We start from the raw sequence: 14,402 nt of genomic DNA, 5'->3' as shown, positions 1-14,402 counted from the left end.
GGCCGGGCAATGACCCCAAGGAGCGAATCCGGGGCGAAACCCGCACGTCACGTGGGTCGTTGCGCTCTCGGCGCGCCTGGGGAACCCGAAGGAATGAATGCCCGGCAAACCGCGCTCACCGCCCGCCACGTGCCCTCAGACTGCGACATGCGTACTCACACCCGCGCTCTCCGTCCGTCCGTGCGCCGCCCGCGCACGGCGGCGCCGACCGGCGCACGGGTGGCCCGGGGCGACGGAAGGGGAAGGGTGGCGCAGCGGCGCACTTCGTTCGGTGACCGGCTTCGGTACTGGTTCGACAGCACCCTGGCCCGCGGTGCCTCCGCCCTCGTCGGGTGGATGGCACTGTTGTGTCTGGCCGTCGTCGTCCCGGCCAGCGCGGCGGTGGTCTGGACCGACCCGGACGCGCCGCGGTCCCTGCCGGGCCGGCTGGCGCAGGTGTGGCACCTGACGGGGGAGACCCTGCGGCTGGGCGGTGCGACCGGCACGCCGCTGCGCGTGACGATGTCGGTGCTGCTCGCCCTGGTCGCGCTGCTGTACGTGTCGACGCTGGTCGGCCTGATCACCACCGCCCTCACGGAACGGCTCACCGCGTTGCGGCGGGGCCGCTCGACCGTGCTGGAACAGGGGCACGTCGTGGTCCTCGGATGGTCGGAGCAGGTGTTCACGGTGGTCGGCGAACTGGTCGCGGCCAACGCCAATCAGCGGCGCGCGGCGGTGGCGGTGCTGGCCGACCGCGACAAGACCGCGATGGAGGAGGCCCTCGCCACGAAGGTCGGGCCCGTCGGCCGTACGCGGCTGATCTGCCGCAGCGGCCCCACCACCGACCCGGCCGTGCTCACCCTGACCAGTCCTGCGACGGCCGGTGTCGTACTGGTGCTGCCGCGGGACGAGCCCGACGCCGACGCCGAGGTCGTCAAGACGCTGCTGGCGCTCCGGGCGGCCCTGGCAGGGGCGGAGAACCGGCCGCCGGTCGTCGCCGCCGTGCGGGACGACCGCTACCGGCTGGCCGCCTGCCTCGCCGCGGGGCCGGGCGGAGTCGTCCTGGAGAGCGACACGGTCACGGCCCGGCTGATCGTCCAGGCCGCCCGCCGCCCCGGGCTGTCCCTGGTCCATCAGGAGCTCCTCGACTTCGCAGGCGACGAGTTCTACCTGGTCGGCGAGGCGTCCCTGACCGGCCGCACCTTCGGCGACGCGCTGCTGTCCTATCCGACGTCCTGTGTGGTGGGGCTGGTGCGCGGCGACACCCCGCTGCTCGCTCCGCCGCCGCAGACGGCCATCGCCGCGGACGATCTGCTCATCGTCGTCTCCCGTGACGACGACACGGCCTGGCCGGGCGACTGCGGTCAGTGGGTCGACAAGGAGGTGATGGCGTCCGGTCCGCCGACGCCGGCGCGGCCGGAGCGGGTCCTGATGCTCGGCTGGAACCGCAGGGCGCCGCTCATGGTCGACCAGCTGCGCCGCCGCGCCCTGCCCGGGTCGGCCGTCGACGTGGTGGCCGACTGCGCGGAGGAGACGGTCCGGCAGGTGCGCGAGTCCGGCACGGGCCCGGTTCTGACCCTCCACCAGGGGGACGTCACCCGCCCGGAGACCCTGCAGCGTCTGGATGTGCACTCCTACGACAGCGTCATCGTCCTCGGCCAGGACCTCGCTCCCGGCGAGAGCGCGGACCACCCGGACAACCGCACGCTCGTCACGCTCCTGCTGCTGCGCCGGCTGGAGGAGGTCACCGGACGGGAACTGCCGGTCGTCACCGAGCTGGTCGACGACCGCAACCGGGCGCTGGCCCCCGTCAGCCCGGGCGCCGACGTGATCATCAGCGGCAAGCTCATCGGCCTGCTGATGGCGCAGATCTCCCAGAACCGGCATCTGGCGGCTGTCTTCGAGGAACTGTTCTCCGCCGACGGCACCGGCATCCGGTTGCGGCCCGCCGGCGACTACGTGCTGCCCGGGTGCGACACGGCCTTCGCCACCGTCGTGGCCGCGGCACGGCAGCGGGGCGAGTGCGCCATCGGCTACCGCAGCCACGCCGAGGCGTCGGCGGACCCCGGCCACGGCGTGCGCATCAACCCGCCCAAGGCGGAGCGGCGCCGCTGGACGGCGGGGGACGAGGTCGTGGTCGTCGGCAGGGACTGACGTCCCCCCCCGCCCGGCCGAATCGGTCCATCTGCCCGCCATCCGCCTGGAAAAACGAAGAATTCCGCCTGTGTGCGCGGCAAAAGCCCGGGCATCAGGAGTTGCGGAGGTAGATGACAATGGTTCCTTTGCTTCTTGTTCTGCTGCTGGCCCTAATCCTTTTCGGCGCCGGTTTCGCTCTGAAGGCCCTGTGGTGGATCGCGGTGATCGTGCTGGTGGTCTGGCTGCTCGGCTTCGTACTGCGCAGCGCGGACACAGGTGGGCGTAAGGGCCGCTGGTACCGCTGGTGACCCATCCGGCCCCGTTCCCCTGGCAGGGGAGGGGGTAAAGGGAAAAGGCCTGATTCTCCGTACGAAAGGGGTGCCTGTTCATGGCCGACACTCAGGACGTCGTCGAACTCATTCTCCAGGACCACCGGCGCATGGAAGACCTCTTCCGTCAGATGCGCAGCGTCGAAGCCGACCGCGAGGGTGCACTGCGTGAATTCTCGGACCTCTTGATCGCGCACGCGCTCGCCGAGGAGTCCAAGGTCTACCCGGCGCTCAAGCGCTACAAGAACATCGACGACGAAGAGGTGGAGCACGGCGAGCACGAACACGACGAGGGCAACGAGGCCCTCCTGGAACTCCTCCAGGTGGAGGAGGTCGGCTCCGACGAGTGGGACGAGAAGCTCGAGGAACTGGTGCAGGCCGTGACCCACCACGCCGACGAGGAGGAACGCACCATCCTCAACGGCGCACGCGAGAACGTGGCGATGGAGCGGCGCGAGGAGCTCGGCCGGGAGTTCTGGCAGGAGCGTGAGCGGCAACTGAAGGCCGGCTGCGGCTCCGTCGACAACGTACGCAAGATCGTCGAGTCCTGAGGGACCCGGCACCACCCGTGAGGAGTCCGGACCGTCACCGGTCCGGGCTCCTCAGTGCGCTGACGGCCGGTGGGCGCGGCGCAGTCGCGGTCCCGCCCCGGAAGGCGCCCCGTGGCCAGCACCTTCGCCCGGCCGGTCCCGGAATGCGCGCGCCGAGGTCGTGTGTCACGGGCCCGACAGCGGATCGCGGGCGCGCCGCGCGTCACGCCAGTAGACCTCGGGGTCGCGCGGAGCGGCACGGTCGCCGCAGAGGATCGCCGTCTGCGCGCTGCCGTACGCGGAGTCGGTGCCGACGCCCCGTTCCCGGTGGGGCCAGGTGAGGCGCGGAAACGCGGGTTCGGTGGCTGCGGCAGCAATCGGAAACTCCGCCCCAAGCTGGGAGAATGCGGGGGCGCAGGGGGTGCGGTGCGCTGCAGGGGGGTTGTCCAGACATTCGCTCGCGCCTAGGGTCCTTCCGAGTGCAAGCGCTTTCCAAGCGTGTGTCCGCCGGCCGTCCGAGGAGCGCCGCATGTCCGTGTCCCCAGGGTCCTCCACCCGCCGCCGCGTGGCCGTCGTCGGCACCGGAGCCATCGTCGCGGGCAGCCATCTGCCGGCGCTGCGCGCCCACTCCGACCGGGTGGACCTGGTGGCCGCCGTCGACGTGGACGAGGGACGCCTGGAGGCGTTCCGCGAGCTGGCGGGCGAGCGGGTCGCCGGGTACACCTCGGTCGACGCGATGCTGGACGCCGAGCGCCCCGACCTCGTCCTGATCGGCACCCCGCCCTGGCTGCACCGGGACCAGACGGTCGCCGCCCTGAAGTCCGGCGCCTGGGTGCTGTGCGAGAAGCCGCTCACCCTGTCCCTCGCGGAGTACGACGACATCGCCGCCGCCGAGGAGGCCTCGGGCGCCTACGCGGCGGTCGTCTTCCAACACCGCTACGGCTCCGGCGCCGTGCACGCCCGGAAGCTGATCACCAGCGGCGAGCTGGGCGCCCCGCTGGTCGCGCACTGCCAGACGACCTGGCACCGCGACGCCGCGTACTACGCGGCGCCCTGGCGTGGGAAGTGGGCCGGTGAGGGCGGCGGCCCCACCATGGGCCACGGCATCCACCAGTACGACCTGATGCTGCACCTGCTCGGCGAGTGGGAGGAGATCCGGGCCATGGCCGCGCGCCTGGTCCACGACACCGAGAGCGAGGACGTCTCCACCGCCCTGGTGCGGTTCCGCAGCGGCGCCCTCGCCACCGTCGTCAACAGCGTGCTGTCCCCGGACGAGGTGAGCCGCATCCGCGTCGACTGCGCGGACGCCACGGTCGAGCTCACGCACCTGTACGGCCACACCAACGACAGCTGGGTCTACACCCAGGCCCCGCACGTCCCGGCCGAACGCGCCACCGCCTGGCGCACCCCCGCGCACGACGTGCCCAGCTCTCACACGGCCCAGCTCGGCGCGCTCCTCGACGCCTACGACACCGGCACCCGGCCCCCGGGCAGCGGCCGGGACGCCCGCGCCACCCTCGAGTTCGCCGCCGCCCTGTACAAGGCGGCGTTCACCGGCCGGTCCGTGCACGCGGGGGAGATCGGCCCCGGCGACCCGTTCTACGAGGCCATGCACGGCGAGTACCCCGACTGGGCCCCCAAGGAGCGCGCATGACCATCCGCGTCACCCACACGGTCGGCGAGGCCGTCGCCGTCACGGCGGCGAACGGCACGGAGATCCTCCGCTACGTCTACCGCCCCGACCCCGACCCGTTCGAGGCCCGCAAGCCGTACGCCCACCCCGTGCGCACCCTCTCCGGCCGCACCGTGACCGGCTACCGCCCGAGCGACCACCGCTGGCACAAGGGCCTGCAGATGACCGCGAGCCACCTGTCCGGCCAGAACTTCTGGGGCGGCAACTGCTACGTGCACGGCGAGGGTTATCTGCGCCTGCCCGAGCGGGTCGGCTCGATGCGGCACGACGGCTTCCCGCAGTTCACGGCCGAGGACGACCGGCTCGCCCTCACCGAGGACCTCACCTGGATCGAGAACGGCGGCGCGGAGTGGGCCCGCGAGGTGCGCGGGCTGACCGTCCACTCGGTGGACGAGGAGGCCGGCGCCTGGGCCCTGGACTGGTCGATCCGCCTCACCAACACGCGCTCCACGCCGCTGGCCTTCGGCTCACCGACCACCGCGGGCCGGGAGATGGCCGGCTACACCGGACTCCAGTGGCGCGGCCCGCGCGACTTCACCGGCGGTACGGTCCTCGCACCGGACACCGACGCCGACGCGGCCGAGCTGATGGGTAGTCAGGGCCCGTGGCTCGCCTTCACCACCGAGCACGACGACGTCGACGGCCACTCCACCCTGGTCTTCGCGCACGCGCCCGAGAACCTCGACGACGCGTCCGCGATCCACCAGTCGCACTGGTTCGTGCGCTCCGAGCCCTTCCCGACGGTCGCCTTCTCCTGGGCTTTCTTCGAGGAGTTCGAGCTCCCGCCGGGCGAGTCCTTCGCCTACCGCTACCGGTTGGTGATCGCCGACGGTGCCTGGGACCGCGACCGGGTCGGCGCCCACCTGCGAGGCATGCCGTGGTGAGCGAACCCGAGCCGGGCCTCCCGCACCCGCTGCCCGGCGCGGTCGGCCTGTCCCATCTCAGCGCCTACGACTGGGAGGCCGCCGACGGGGTCCGCGGGGGCAGCCCGCACCTGCACCTGGTGTGCACGGAGGCCTACGTCGTCACCGCCGGCCGGGGCGCGGTCCAGACGCTGAGCCCCGACGGTTACCGGGAGATCCCCCTCCAGGCCGGGTCGATCGCCTGGTTCACGCCGGGCACCGTGCACCGCATGGTGCAGGGCGGCGACCTGCGCGTCACCGTGCTGATGGAGAACAGCGGCCTGCCCGAGGCGGGGGACGCGGTGTTCACCTTCCCGCCCGAGGTGCTCGCCGACCCCGGCCGGTACGCGGACGCCGCCGCCCTGCCGCCCGGCACGGGACCGGAGACCGAGGCGGCCGCGCGCCGCCGCCGGGACCTGGCCGTCGAGGGCTACCTCGGCCTGCGCGAGGCCCTGGTCGCCGGGGACGAGGGCCCGTACCTCGAGTTCCAGCGGGCCGCCGCCCGGCTCGTGCGGGACAAGGTGCCCACCTGGCGCGCCCTGTGGCGGGCGGGCGCCCTGGCCACCGCCGAACGCACCGGCGCGCAGCTCGACGCGCTGGCCGACGGCGAACCGGCCTACCTCGACGAGGCCACCGCCCACGAGGCCGCGCCGACCCGGCTCGGCGGCTTCGGCATGTGCGGCCGCCGAGACGAGTACGACCTTCCCGGGACGACGACGCCCTATCAGGGAGGGTAGCCGCCGGGCCGGCGACATCCGCCGGTCCGCTGCCGTTCTCCTCGAACAGCCAGAAACTCAGGGGTTCTTGGGGCACGACGGGTGTGAGCCCCCTGGGGAGGTGGTCATCCTCTTGTCATGAACCTGTGGCCCGATGGGCGGGCCGCAGCCGCATGGAGGTGTGGGATGCACCGAAAGATCGCCACGGGTCTTGCCGCCTCGACCCTGGCCCTCGTCACCGTCGCCGCCACCGCCACGACCGCAAGTGCCGCTCCCGCCGACAAGCCCCAGGTGCTCGCCAGTTGGACGCAGACCAGCGCGTCCAGCTACAACGCCTGGGCCGCCGCCCGCGCGAACCAGGCCGCCTGGTCCGCGTACGGCTTCGACTGGTCGACCGACTACTGTTCCACCTCGCCGGACAACCCGTTCGGCTTCCCGTTCTCCATGTCCTGCGCCCGCCACGACTTCGGCTACCGCAACTACAAGGCCGCGGGCACCTTCGACGCCAACAAGTCCCGTGTCGACAGCGCCTTCTACGAGGACCTGAAGCGGGTGTGCAACGCGTACAGCGGAGGCACCAAGACCTCCTGCAACGGCACGGCCTGGACGTACTACCAGGCCGTGCGCGCCTTCGGCTGACCGCCGGCACGACCGGGAGGCCGGGCGCGGAGCGGCGACTCCGTGCCCGGCCTCCGCGTGGGTCCGGTGTCCGCTGCGCCGCGCTGCTCAGTCGCGCACCAGGCCGGCGACGCGGACGCGCGGCCACGAGCGGGCCGCCGCGAGCAGGGCCTGGGTGCGGGCCGACGGCGTGGCCGCCGCTGCCGCCAGGGCCGCGGCGGCGCTCGCGATGCCGAGGACGGCGCCCGCCGCCACGTCACCCGGATAGTGCACGCCCGTGTGGATGCGGGAGTAGCCGACGGCGCCCGCCAGCGCCCCGAGCGGGACCGCCGCCGGGGGCAGCACCACGCCGACCGCGGTGGCGAACGCGACCGCCGACGCGGTGTGCCCCGACGGGAACGAGGCCGACGTGGGCATCGGCACGTGCCGGTCCACCGTCACCCGGGCCGCCTCCCGGTCCGGGCGGGCCCGGCGCACCAGGCGCTTGCCGAGCAGGTTGGCCGAGGCCGAGGCCACGGCGATCGCCCCGACCCCGGCGAGCGCCGCCCTGCGCGGCCGCTTCCCGGCGAGGGCCAGTGCGGCGGCGATGGCGAAGGAGATCTTCGAGTGGTCGGCCGCGTGGGACAGATGGCGCAGCGTCCGGTCGAGGGTGGGGGTCGGGGTGGCGGCCACCGCCGCGTACAGGGCGCCGTCCACGGCCCTGAGATCGCCCATGACGGCGCTCAGGAGCCGGCCGGGGCCGCCCGAGGGCGTGGCGTCCTCCGGGAGCGGACGGAGTGCGTTCTCGTCTGACGTCGTCGGATCGGTCATGTGTGGTTCTCCCCGCAGTGGCCTTCCCAGCACGGTACCGGCTCACGCGGGGCGCACGCCCAGCACCCCCGCGCGCCGGTACCTCCCCGGGTGCCCAGGCGGCGGCCCGTCATCCGGTGGACCGCGACCCCGTGCGACCGGGCGTCCCTCAGATCCGTCCGGCCCGTCGCTGACGGCGCAGCAGCAGGGCCAGGTACAGGCCGCCGACGACCGCGGTGACCACGCCGACGGGCAGCTGGGCCGACTCGTGCAGATGCTGCGAGCCGAAGTCCGCGGTGACCACGAGGAGCGCGCCGGTGCAGGTGGCGGCGAGGAGGTTCGGTCCGGGCTGCCGGGTCAGGCGCCGGGCCAGCTGGGGCGCGATGAGGGCGACGAAGGGGATCGGGCCGGCCGCTGCGGTGGCGACCGCGCAGGCGGCCGTGGCGAGGACGAGCATCACCAGCCGGGTGCGCTGCACCGGCACCCCGAGCCCGCCCGCGACGTCGTCGCCCATCTCCAGGATCCTCAGCCGGCCCGCGACGCACACGATCAGCGGCAGCACCATGAGCAGTCCGAGCGCGGCGGGCCGCACATCGGCCCAACCCCGGCCGTTGAGGCTGCCGTTGAGCCACACCATGGCCTGGGCGGCCTCGGTGAAACGGGCCTTGGCCAGCAGATAGGCGTTCACTCCCTGGAGCAGGGCGCTGACGCCGATGCCGACGAGGACGAGCCGGAAGCCGTGGATGCCCTGCCGCCAGGCGAGGACGTAGACCAGGACGGCGGTCGCCAGGCCGCCGCCCACCGCCCCGAGCGCGACCTGGCCGCCGGTGCCGCCCACGACCAGCACGACCAGCAGGCCGCCGGTGGCCGAGCCGTAGGTGAAACCGACGATGTCGGGGCTGCCGAGCGGGTTGCGGGACAGGCTCTGGAACAGCGCGCCGCTGACCCCGAGGGCGGCCCCGGCCAGGATGCCCGTCAGCAGTCGCGGCAGGCGCAGTTCGTTGACGACGAAGTCGGTGCGCGGGCTGCCGTTGCCGAGCAGGGTGCGCACGACGTCGGTGGGGGAGATCGGGTACTCCCCGGTGCCCAGGGCGAGGACGCCCGCCCCGGCCGTGGCGGCCAGCGCCAGCAGACAGACCGTCAGGGCGCGGACGTCCAGCCGCAGGGAGACGCGGTGGCGGCCGCTGCGGACGACGCGGGTGCGGGCCGGGAGCCGCTCGGGGGCGGGAGCGCGCGTGCTCATGACGCCACCACCCTGCGGTGCCGGACCAGCGCGATGAACACCGGCGCCCCGACGACCGCCGTGACCACGCCCGCGTCGAGCTCGTCCGGGCGTACGGCGACCCGGCCGAGGACGTCCGCGAACAGCAGCAGGGCGGGGGCCAGCAGCAGCGACAGCGGGACGGTCCAGCGCTGGTCGGCGCCGACGATCATGCGGGCGATGTGCGGGACGGCGAGCCCGACGAACACCAGCGGCCCGACCGCCGAGGTCGCCGCCCCGCACAGCAGGGTCACGGCGAGCAGGCCGAGGAAGCGGGTGCGGTGCAGATGGGCGCCGAGCGAGCGCGCGGCGTCGTCGCCGAGGGCCATCGCGTTGAGCGGCCGGACCAGGCCGAGGGCCAGCACCAGGCCCACCACGACGAACGGCGTGATGGTCGTCAGCGTGTCGCTGCCGGCCCGGGCGAGCGAGCCCACGCTCCAGAACCGCAGTTCGTCCAGGGCCTGGGCGTCGAGCAGCATCAGCGTCTGGCCGACGCCGGTGAAGACCGCGGCGATCACCGCGCCGCCGAGCGCGAGCCGTTCGGGCGTGGCGCCACCGCGTCCGCCCGAGGCCAGCGAGTACACCAGCAGGCCCGCCACCACCGCGCCGGCCATGGCGAACCATACCGACGCCCACAGGCTGGTCACGCCGAGCACGGTCAGGGACAGCACGACGCCGGTGGCGGCTCCGGCGTTGACGCCGAGCAGGCCGGGATCGGCCAGCGGGTTGCGGGTGAGCGCCTGGATGAGGGCGCCCGCGACACCGAGGGCGGCCCCCGCGGCGATCCCGGCCAGCGTGCGCGGCACCCGCACGTCCCAGATGACGGAGGCGGCGGTCGAGCCGTCGTCGCGCCGCAGCGCGTCCACGACGACGGACACCGGCAGCGACCGCGACCCGATGGCGAGGCTGAGCAGGACCGCCGCCAGGAGCAGCAGCAGGGCGCCGAGGACGGCGAGGGTGCGGGTGGAGGTCCGGCGGCGGGGCGGCGCGACGGACGGCTTCTCCGGGCGGGCCGGAGCGGTGGTCTCAGCCGGCACCGCTGCCCTCCGCGCGCAGCAGGGCGGCGATCCTGCGCCCCAGCTCCTTCTTGTCGATCTTGCCGACGGAGGTGCGGGGGAAGGCGCCGGCCACCTCCACCCGGTCGGGCAGCTTGTACGCGGCGACGCCCCGCTCGGTGAGGAACGCGGCCAGTTCCCGCGGGGTCGGGGCGGTCTCGCCGCGGAGCACCAGGTAGGCGCAGGTGCGCTCGCCCATGGTCGCGTCGGGCATGCCGACGACGGCCGCGTCGTGCACGGCGGGGTGAGCCAGGAGGTGGTTCTCCAGCTCCTCGGCGGAGATCTTGTCGCCGCCCCGGTTGATCTGGTCCTTGGCCCGGCCCTCGACGACCAGGTGCCCGGAGGGCAGGACGCGCACCAGGTCGCCGGTGCGGTAGAAGCCGTCCTCGGTGAAGGAGCGGGCGTTGTGCGCGGGTGCCCGGTAGTAGCCGCGCAGGGTGTAGGGGCCGCGGGTGAGCAGCTCGCCGGTCGTGCCGGGCGGCACGTCGTGCCCGTCCTCGTCGACGACGCGGATCTCGTCGGCCGGGGACAACGGGCGGCCCTGGGTCCGGGCGACCAGTTCCGGCGGGTCGTCCAGGCGCGTGTAGTTGAGCAGGCCCTCGGCCATGCCGAACACCTGCTGGAGGGCGCAGCCGAGGGCGGGTGAGACCCGGGCCGCGGGCTCGGCGCCCAGCTTGGAGCCGCCGACCTGGAGCAGCCGCAGTGACGACAGGTCGGCCTCCTCCCACTCCACGGCGTCCAGCCACAGCAGGGCGATCGGCGGTACGACGGCGGTGACGGTGACCCGCTCGCGCTCGATCAGCGTGAAGGCGTCCTCCGGGCTCGGCGTCGGGGAGAGCACGACGGTGCCGCCCACCAGCAGCGTGCCGAGCAGGCCGGGGCAGGCGAGCGCGAAGTTGTGCGCGGTGGGCAGCACCACGAGGTAGACGGTGGAGCTGTCGAAGCCGCAGATCCCGGCGCTGGCGCGGACGTTGTAGGCGTAGTCGTCGTGGGTGCGGGGGATGAGCTTGGGTTTGCCGGTGGTGCCGCCGGACAGCAGCAGCACCGCCACGTCCGAGGGGTCGGGCACCGGCAGCGGGACGGGATCGGCGTCGACCTCGGCCAGGGCGGTGAACTCGGCGGCGTCACCGGCCACCAGGACGTGCTCCACGGACGGCACGGCCTTGCGAACGGCCCGGGCGAGGACCCGGTGGTCGAAGTGGTCGTGCGTGTCGGGGATCGCGTAGGCCCTCGCGCCGGCGGTCTCGGCCACGTGGACGATCTCGCTCTCCCGGTGCGCGGGGAGGGTGAGGACCGGTACGGCGCCGGTCCGCAGCAGGGCGAAGAACAGCACCACGAAGGCGTCCGTGTTGGGGAGTTGGACCACCACCCGGTCCCCGGCGGCGATGCCGAGCCGCCGCAGTCCGGCGGCCTGCCGGTCGGCGCGGGCGTCGAGCTCGGTGTAGGTCCACCGGGCACCCTCCGCGTCGACCAGCGCGATCCGCTCCGGGTCGCGTTCGGCCCGGTCCCGCAGCAGCCGGTCCAGTGGCCGGCCCTCCCAGAACCCCTCGGCCCGATACCGCTGCGCGACCTCTTCCGGCCAGGGCACCCAACCGTCGAGCATCCTCAACTCCCGCCTGCAGTTCAGGAAAGGCTTGCCTAATGACATATCGGGGTCAAGCCTGGACGAGACTTCGACGCGGAAGCTAGGGTCTCTCCTTAGGTTAGGTTAACCTAAGCCAGCTCGGGAGGTAGTCGTTGCTGCGGTACCGGAGCGCGCGGACGGAACTGCCGGGAGACCCCGTCCTGCTGGCCGCCAGGCTGGCCGAGTCGGGACTGTTCGACCAGTACATGGTCTACGAGAGGGACGGCGAGTGGTGGTTCGCCGGAGGCGCGCTCGGTGAGGTCGTGGCCGACGGCTCCACGGTCCGCCACCGCTGGCTCACCGAGGAGCACGCGGACCCCGTCGGACCGCACCCCCTGCGTCAAGTCCAGGAACGGCTCGCGGAGATGGCCGTCGAGGGCTGGCACGCCTACGGCTGGATGGCGTATGAGTTCGCGCATCTGAACGCCGGCCGCCCCGACCGCGCCGGAGACCGGCGACTGCTGCATCTCGTCGTCCCGCACAGCGAGGTGAGGCTCCGTCAGGGCGGCGCGGAGGTGCGCAGTGCCGACCCGGAGACCCTGGAGGGGTTACTCCGGCTGCTGGCCGAGCCCGTCACCCGGGTCCCCGTCGAGGCCCGGCCGATCGACGTCGCCGACACCGACGGCACCTACCCCGAACTCGTGGCCCGCGCGATCGAGGAGATCCGGGCCGGCGCCCTGCAGAAGGTCATCCTCTCGCGCACCGTCCCGGTGCCGTTTCCGGTCGACTTCGTCGCCACCTATGTGCACGGCCGGTCCCACAACACCCCGGCCCGTTCCTACCTGATGCACCTCGGCGGACGCCGGGTCGTCGGCTTCAGTCCCGAGACCGTCGCCGAGGTCGGCGCGGACGGGCGGGCCCTCACCCAGCCGCTCGCCGGAACCCGCGCCCGGGGCTTTGGCGAGCAGGAGGACGAACGGCTGCGCGCCGAACTCCTCGCCGACCCGAAGGAGATCTCCGAGCACGTGCTCTCCGTGAAGCTGGCGGAAGAGGAGATGGCCACCGTGTGCCGCCCGGGCACGGTGTCGGTGCGCGACCTGCTGAGCGTGCGCCGGCGCGGCTCCGTCCAGCACCTCGGGTCCAGCGTGCACGGACTGCTCGCCGAGAACACCACCGCCTGGGACGTGCTGCGCGCCGTCTTCCCGGCCGTGACCGCCTCCGGCATCCCCAAGGAGCCGGCGTACGACTGCATCGCCCGGCTGGAGAAGGAACCACGCGGCATCTACAGCGGTGCGGCCCTCATGGCGGGCAGCGACGGCTCGCTCGACGCCGCTCTCGTGCTGCGCAGCCTCTTCGAGGAGGACGGCCGGACCTGGCTGCGGGCCGGCGCCGGTATCCTCGCCGGGTCGACTCCCGCCCGGGAACTGGAGGAGACCTGTGAGAAGCTCCGCAGCGTCGCCCCCTACGTCGTCCCCGCGCAACCGGTGCCGCTCGCCGCGCCGTCGCTGAGGAGTTAGGTGCGAAGGTGCGACTGGGAGAAGTCGTCGTCGACGTCACACCCCTGCGGTCCGGGAGGGATTTCCGGCTGCTGTTCGCCACCCAGGCCATCTCCATGCTGGGCACGCACCTCACCTCGGTCGCGGCCGGCCTCCAGGTCTACGCGCTGACCGGTTCCTCGGTCCAAGTGGGCCTGATGAGCCTGTCGCTGGGGCTGTCGCTGCTGGTCGGGCTGGTCGCCGGCGGGGTGCTCGCCGACCGGGTGGACCGGCGCCGGATCGTGCTCGTGACCCGGGCCGCGACCGCCGTGGTCATCACCGGTCTCGCGGTGAACGCGGCCCTGCCGGACCCGCGGGTGTGGTTCGTGTTCGTGGCCGCCGTCCTCGCGGGCGGCACCGCCGGGCTGGGCGGACCGGCGCTGATGGCCGCGACACCGGCCCTGGTGGCGCCGGGCCAACTGGCCGCCGCCGGGGCGCTGATGACCCTCACCGCACAGCTCGGCGCCATGGCCGGTCCCTCCCTCGCGGGCGTGATCGCGGCCGGGCCCGGGATCGCGCTGTGCTTCGCGATCGACGCCGTCATCTACGTCGTCGGTCTCGCCCTGCTCGCCCCGCTGCCCCGCCTCGCGCCCGAAGGGGGCGGAAAGCCGCAGCACCCGCTGCGGGCCATGGGGGAGGGGCTGCGGTTCCTGCGCGGCAACCAGGTCGTGGCCGGACTGCTGCTCATCGACGTGTGCGCAGTGGTCTTCGCCATGCCGTACGCGCTCTTCCCGGAGCTCGGCACCGAGCACTTCGGCGGCGGCCCGTCCACCGTCGGCCTGCTCTACACCGCCCCCGCCGTCGGCTCCTTCCTCGGGGCGCTGACCAGCGGCTGGACGGGCCGCATCCACCACACCGGCCGGGCCCTGATCGGCGCGGTCGCGCTGTGGGGCGTGGCGATCACCTGCTTCGGCCTCAGCCCCGGCCTGTGGACCGCGCTGGCCTTCCTGGCGCTGGCCGGCCTCGGCGACACCGTCTCCGAGATCCTGCGCCGGGCGCTGCTGCAGCACTACACGCCCGACCGCCTCCAGGGCCGGGTCGGCAGCCTGTGGCTGGCCCAGGCCACGGCCGGACCCTCCGTCGGGAACGTGGAGGCTGGTCTGGTCGCGCGCGGGCTCGGCTCCGCGGCCGGTGCCGCCGCCCTCGGCGGACTGGTCTGCCTGGCCGGTGTCGCGGCGGTCGCCGTCGCCCTGCCGGGGCTGCGCAAGGCGACCCTGCAGGGGCCGCCCGCCGACGAGGGGCGGACGGCGCCGGCCGAGCCGTCACCGGCCGCCGACTGACCGAGCGCCCGCGAG

13 protein-coding genes are annotated in these 14,402 nt (G+C 73.7%); 9 read left to right on the top strand and 4 right to left on the bottom strand.

From position 1 onward, the window contains the following. Positions 1 to 246: 246 nt before the first annotated feature. From ABTZ58_RS29210 to ABTZ58_RS29180, 7 genes are all read left to right on the top strand, one after another. On the top strand, positions 247 to 2,133 hold the full coding sequence (locus ABTZ58_RS29210; protein ID WP_351362957.1) for a CASTOR/POLLUX-related putative ion channel: 1,887 nt from the start codon (positions 247 to 249) through the stop codon (positions 2,131 to 2,133). A gap of 119 nt (positions 2,134 to 2,252) precedes the next feature. Further along, positions 2,253 to 2,423 (top strand): hypothetical protein, encoded by a 171-nt coding sequence (locus ABTZ58_RS29205; RefSeq protein ID WP_031106884.1) that lies wholly within the window; start codon positions 2,253 to 2,255, stop codon positions 2,421 to 2,423. Positions 2,424 to 2,503: 80 nt separating this feature from the next. Then, entirely contained in the window at positions 2,504 to 2,995 is a 492-nt protein-coding gene (locus ABTZ58_RS29200; protein ID WP_351362954.1) for a hemerythrin domain-containing protein, read from the top strand. 508 nt (positions 2,996 to 3,503) lie between these two features. Further along, a complete protein-coding gene (locus tag ABTZ58_RS29195; protein ID WP_351362951.1) occupies positions 3,504 to 4,628 on the top strand; it encodes a Gfo/Idh/MocA family protein in 1,125 nt (374 codons plus the stop codon). Further along, positions 4,625 to 5,551 carry a DUF6807 domain-containing protein gene (locus ABTZ58_RS29190; protein ID WP_351362948.1) on the top strand — a complete coding sequence of 309 codons (927 nt, stop codon included), beginning with the start codon at positions 4,625 to 4,627 and terminating at the stop codon, positions 5,549 to 5,551. The genes ABTZ58_RS29195 and ABTZ58_RS29190 overlap by 4 nt, the downstream gene beginning before the upstream one ends. Then, positions 5,545 to 6,306: a cupin domain-containing protein gene (locus tag ABTZ58_RS29185; protein WP_351362945.1), complete on the top strand. Its 762-nt coding sequence runs from the start codon at positions 5,545 to 5,547 to the stop codon at positions 6,304 to 6,306. Before ABTZ58_RS29190 ends, ABTZ58_RS29185 begins: the two co-directional genes overlap by 7 nt. 165 nt (positions 6,307 to 6,471) lie before the next feature. Then, the gene (locus tag ABTZ58_RS29180; protein ID WP_351362942.1) at positions 6,472 to 6,924 is read left to right on the top strand and encodes a phospholipase; all 453 of its coding nucleotides are present in this window, start codon (positions 6,472 to 6,474) and stop codon (positions 6,922 to 6,924) included. Positions 6,925 to 7,011: 87 nt separating this feature from the next. On the opposite strand, the gene ABTZ58_RS29175 is transcribed toward ABTZ58_RS29180, so the two are convergent. The 4 genes from ABTZ58_RS29175 to ABTZ58_RS29160 form a co-directional block, all read right to left on the bottom strand. Next, complete coding sequence (locus ABTZ58_RS29175) at positions 7,012 to 7,713, bottom strand: phosphatase PAP2 family protein (protein ID WP_351362939.1); 702 nt, start codon at positions 7,711 to 7,713, stop codon at positions 7,012 to 7,014. 148 nt (positions 7,714 to 7,861) lie between these two features. Then, entirely contained in the window at positions 7,862 to 8,935 is a 1,074-nt protein-coding gene (locus tag ABTZ58_RS29170; RefSeq protein WP_351362936.1) for a FecCD family ABC transporter permease, read from the bottom strand. Then, positions 8,932 to 9,990: a FecCD family ABC transporter permease gene (locus ABTZ58_RS29165; protein WP_351362933.1), complete on the bottom strand. Its 1,059-nt coding sequence runs from the start codon at positions 9,988 to 9,990 to the stop codon at positions 8,932 to 8,934. The genes ABTZ58_RS29170 and ABTZ58_RS29165 overlap by 4 nt, the downstream gene beginning before the upstream one ends. Further along, entirely contained in the window at positions 9,980 to 11,611 is a 1,632-nt protein-coding gene (locus ABTZ58_RS29160) for a (2,3-dihydroxybenzoyl)adenylate synthase (RefSeq protein ID WP_351362930.1), read from the bottom strand. Before ABTZ58_RS29160 ends, ABTZ58_RS29165 begins: the two co-directional genes overlap by 11 nt. Before the next feature lie 134 nt (positions 11,612 to 11,745). On the opposite strand from ABTZ58_RS29160, the gene ABTZ58_RS29155 reads away from it, so the two are divergent. Further along, positions 11,746 to 13,089, top strand: coding sequence for a salicylate synthase (locus ABTZ58_RS29155; RefSeq protein ID WP_351362927.1), 1,344 nt, complete (start codon positions 11,746 to 11,748; stop codon positions 13,087 to 13,089). Between the two features lie 8 nt (positions 13,090 to 13,097). Further along, complete coding sequence (gene entS / locus ABTZ58_RS29150) at positions 13,098 to 14,387, top strand: enterobactin transporter EntS (RefSeq protein WP_351362924.1); 1,290 nt, start codon at positions 13,098 to 13,100, stop codon at positions 14,385 to 14,387. The last annotated feature ends 15 nt before the right edge of the window (positions 14,388 to 14,402 follow it).

This window comes from Streptomyces sp. NPDC094143 (assembly GCF_040303825.1).
Taxonomy (GTDB): domain Bacteria; phylum Actinomycetota; class Actinomycetes; order Streptomycetales; family Streptomycetaceae; genus Streptomyces.
Note: the sequence above shows the minus strand (reverse complement) of the source record. Positions and strands in the feature narration are given on the sequence as shown.

Excerpts from the sequence above, each read along its gene's own strand:
- ABTZ58_RS29205 (WP_031106884.1), top strand. The coding sequence starts at position 2,253 with ATGGTTCCTTTGCTTCTTGTTCTGCTGCTGGCCCTAATCCTTTTCGGC.
- ABTZ58_RS29200 (WP_351362954.1), top strand. The coding sequence starts at position 2,504 with ATGGCCGACACTCAGGACGTCGTCGAACTCATTCTCCAGGACCACCGG.
- ABTZ58_RS29195 (WP_351362951.1), top strand. The coding sequence starts at position 3,504 with ATGTCCGTGTCCCCAGGGTCCTCCACCCGCCGCCGCGTGGCCGTCGTC.
- ABTZ58_RS29190 (WP_351362948.1), top strand. The coding sequence starts at position 4,625 with ATGACCATCCGCGTCACCCACACGGTCGGCGAGGCCGTCGCCGTCACG.
- ABTZ58_RS29180 (WP_351362942.1), top strand. The coding sequence starts at position 6,472 with ATGCACCGAAAGATCGCCACGGGTCTTGCCGCCTCGACCCTGGCCCTC.
- ABTZ58_RS29175 (WP_351362939.1), bottom strand. The coding sequence starts at position 7,713 with ATGACCGATCCGACGACGTCAGACGAGAACGCACTCCGTCCGCTCCCG.
- ABTZ58_RS29170 (WP_351362936.1), bottom strand. The coding sequence starts at position 8,935 with ATGAGCACGCGCGCTCCCGCCCCCGAGCGGCTCCCGGCCCGCACCCGC.
- ABTZ58_RS29160 (WP_351362930.1), bottom strand. The coding sequence starts at position 11,611 with ATGCTCGACGGTTGGGTGCCCTGGCCGGAAGAGGTCGCGCAGCGGTAT.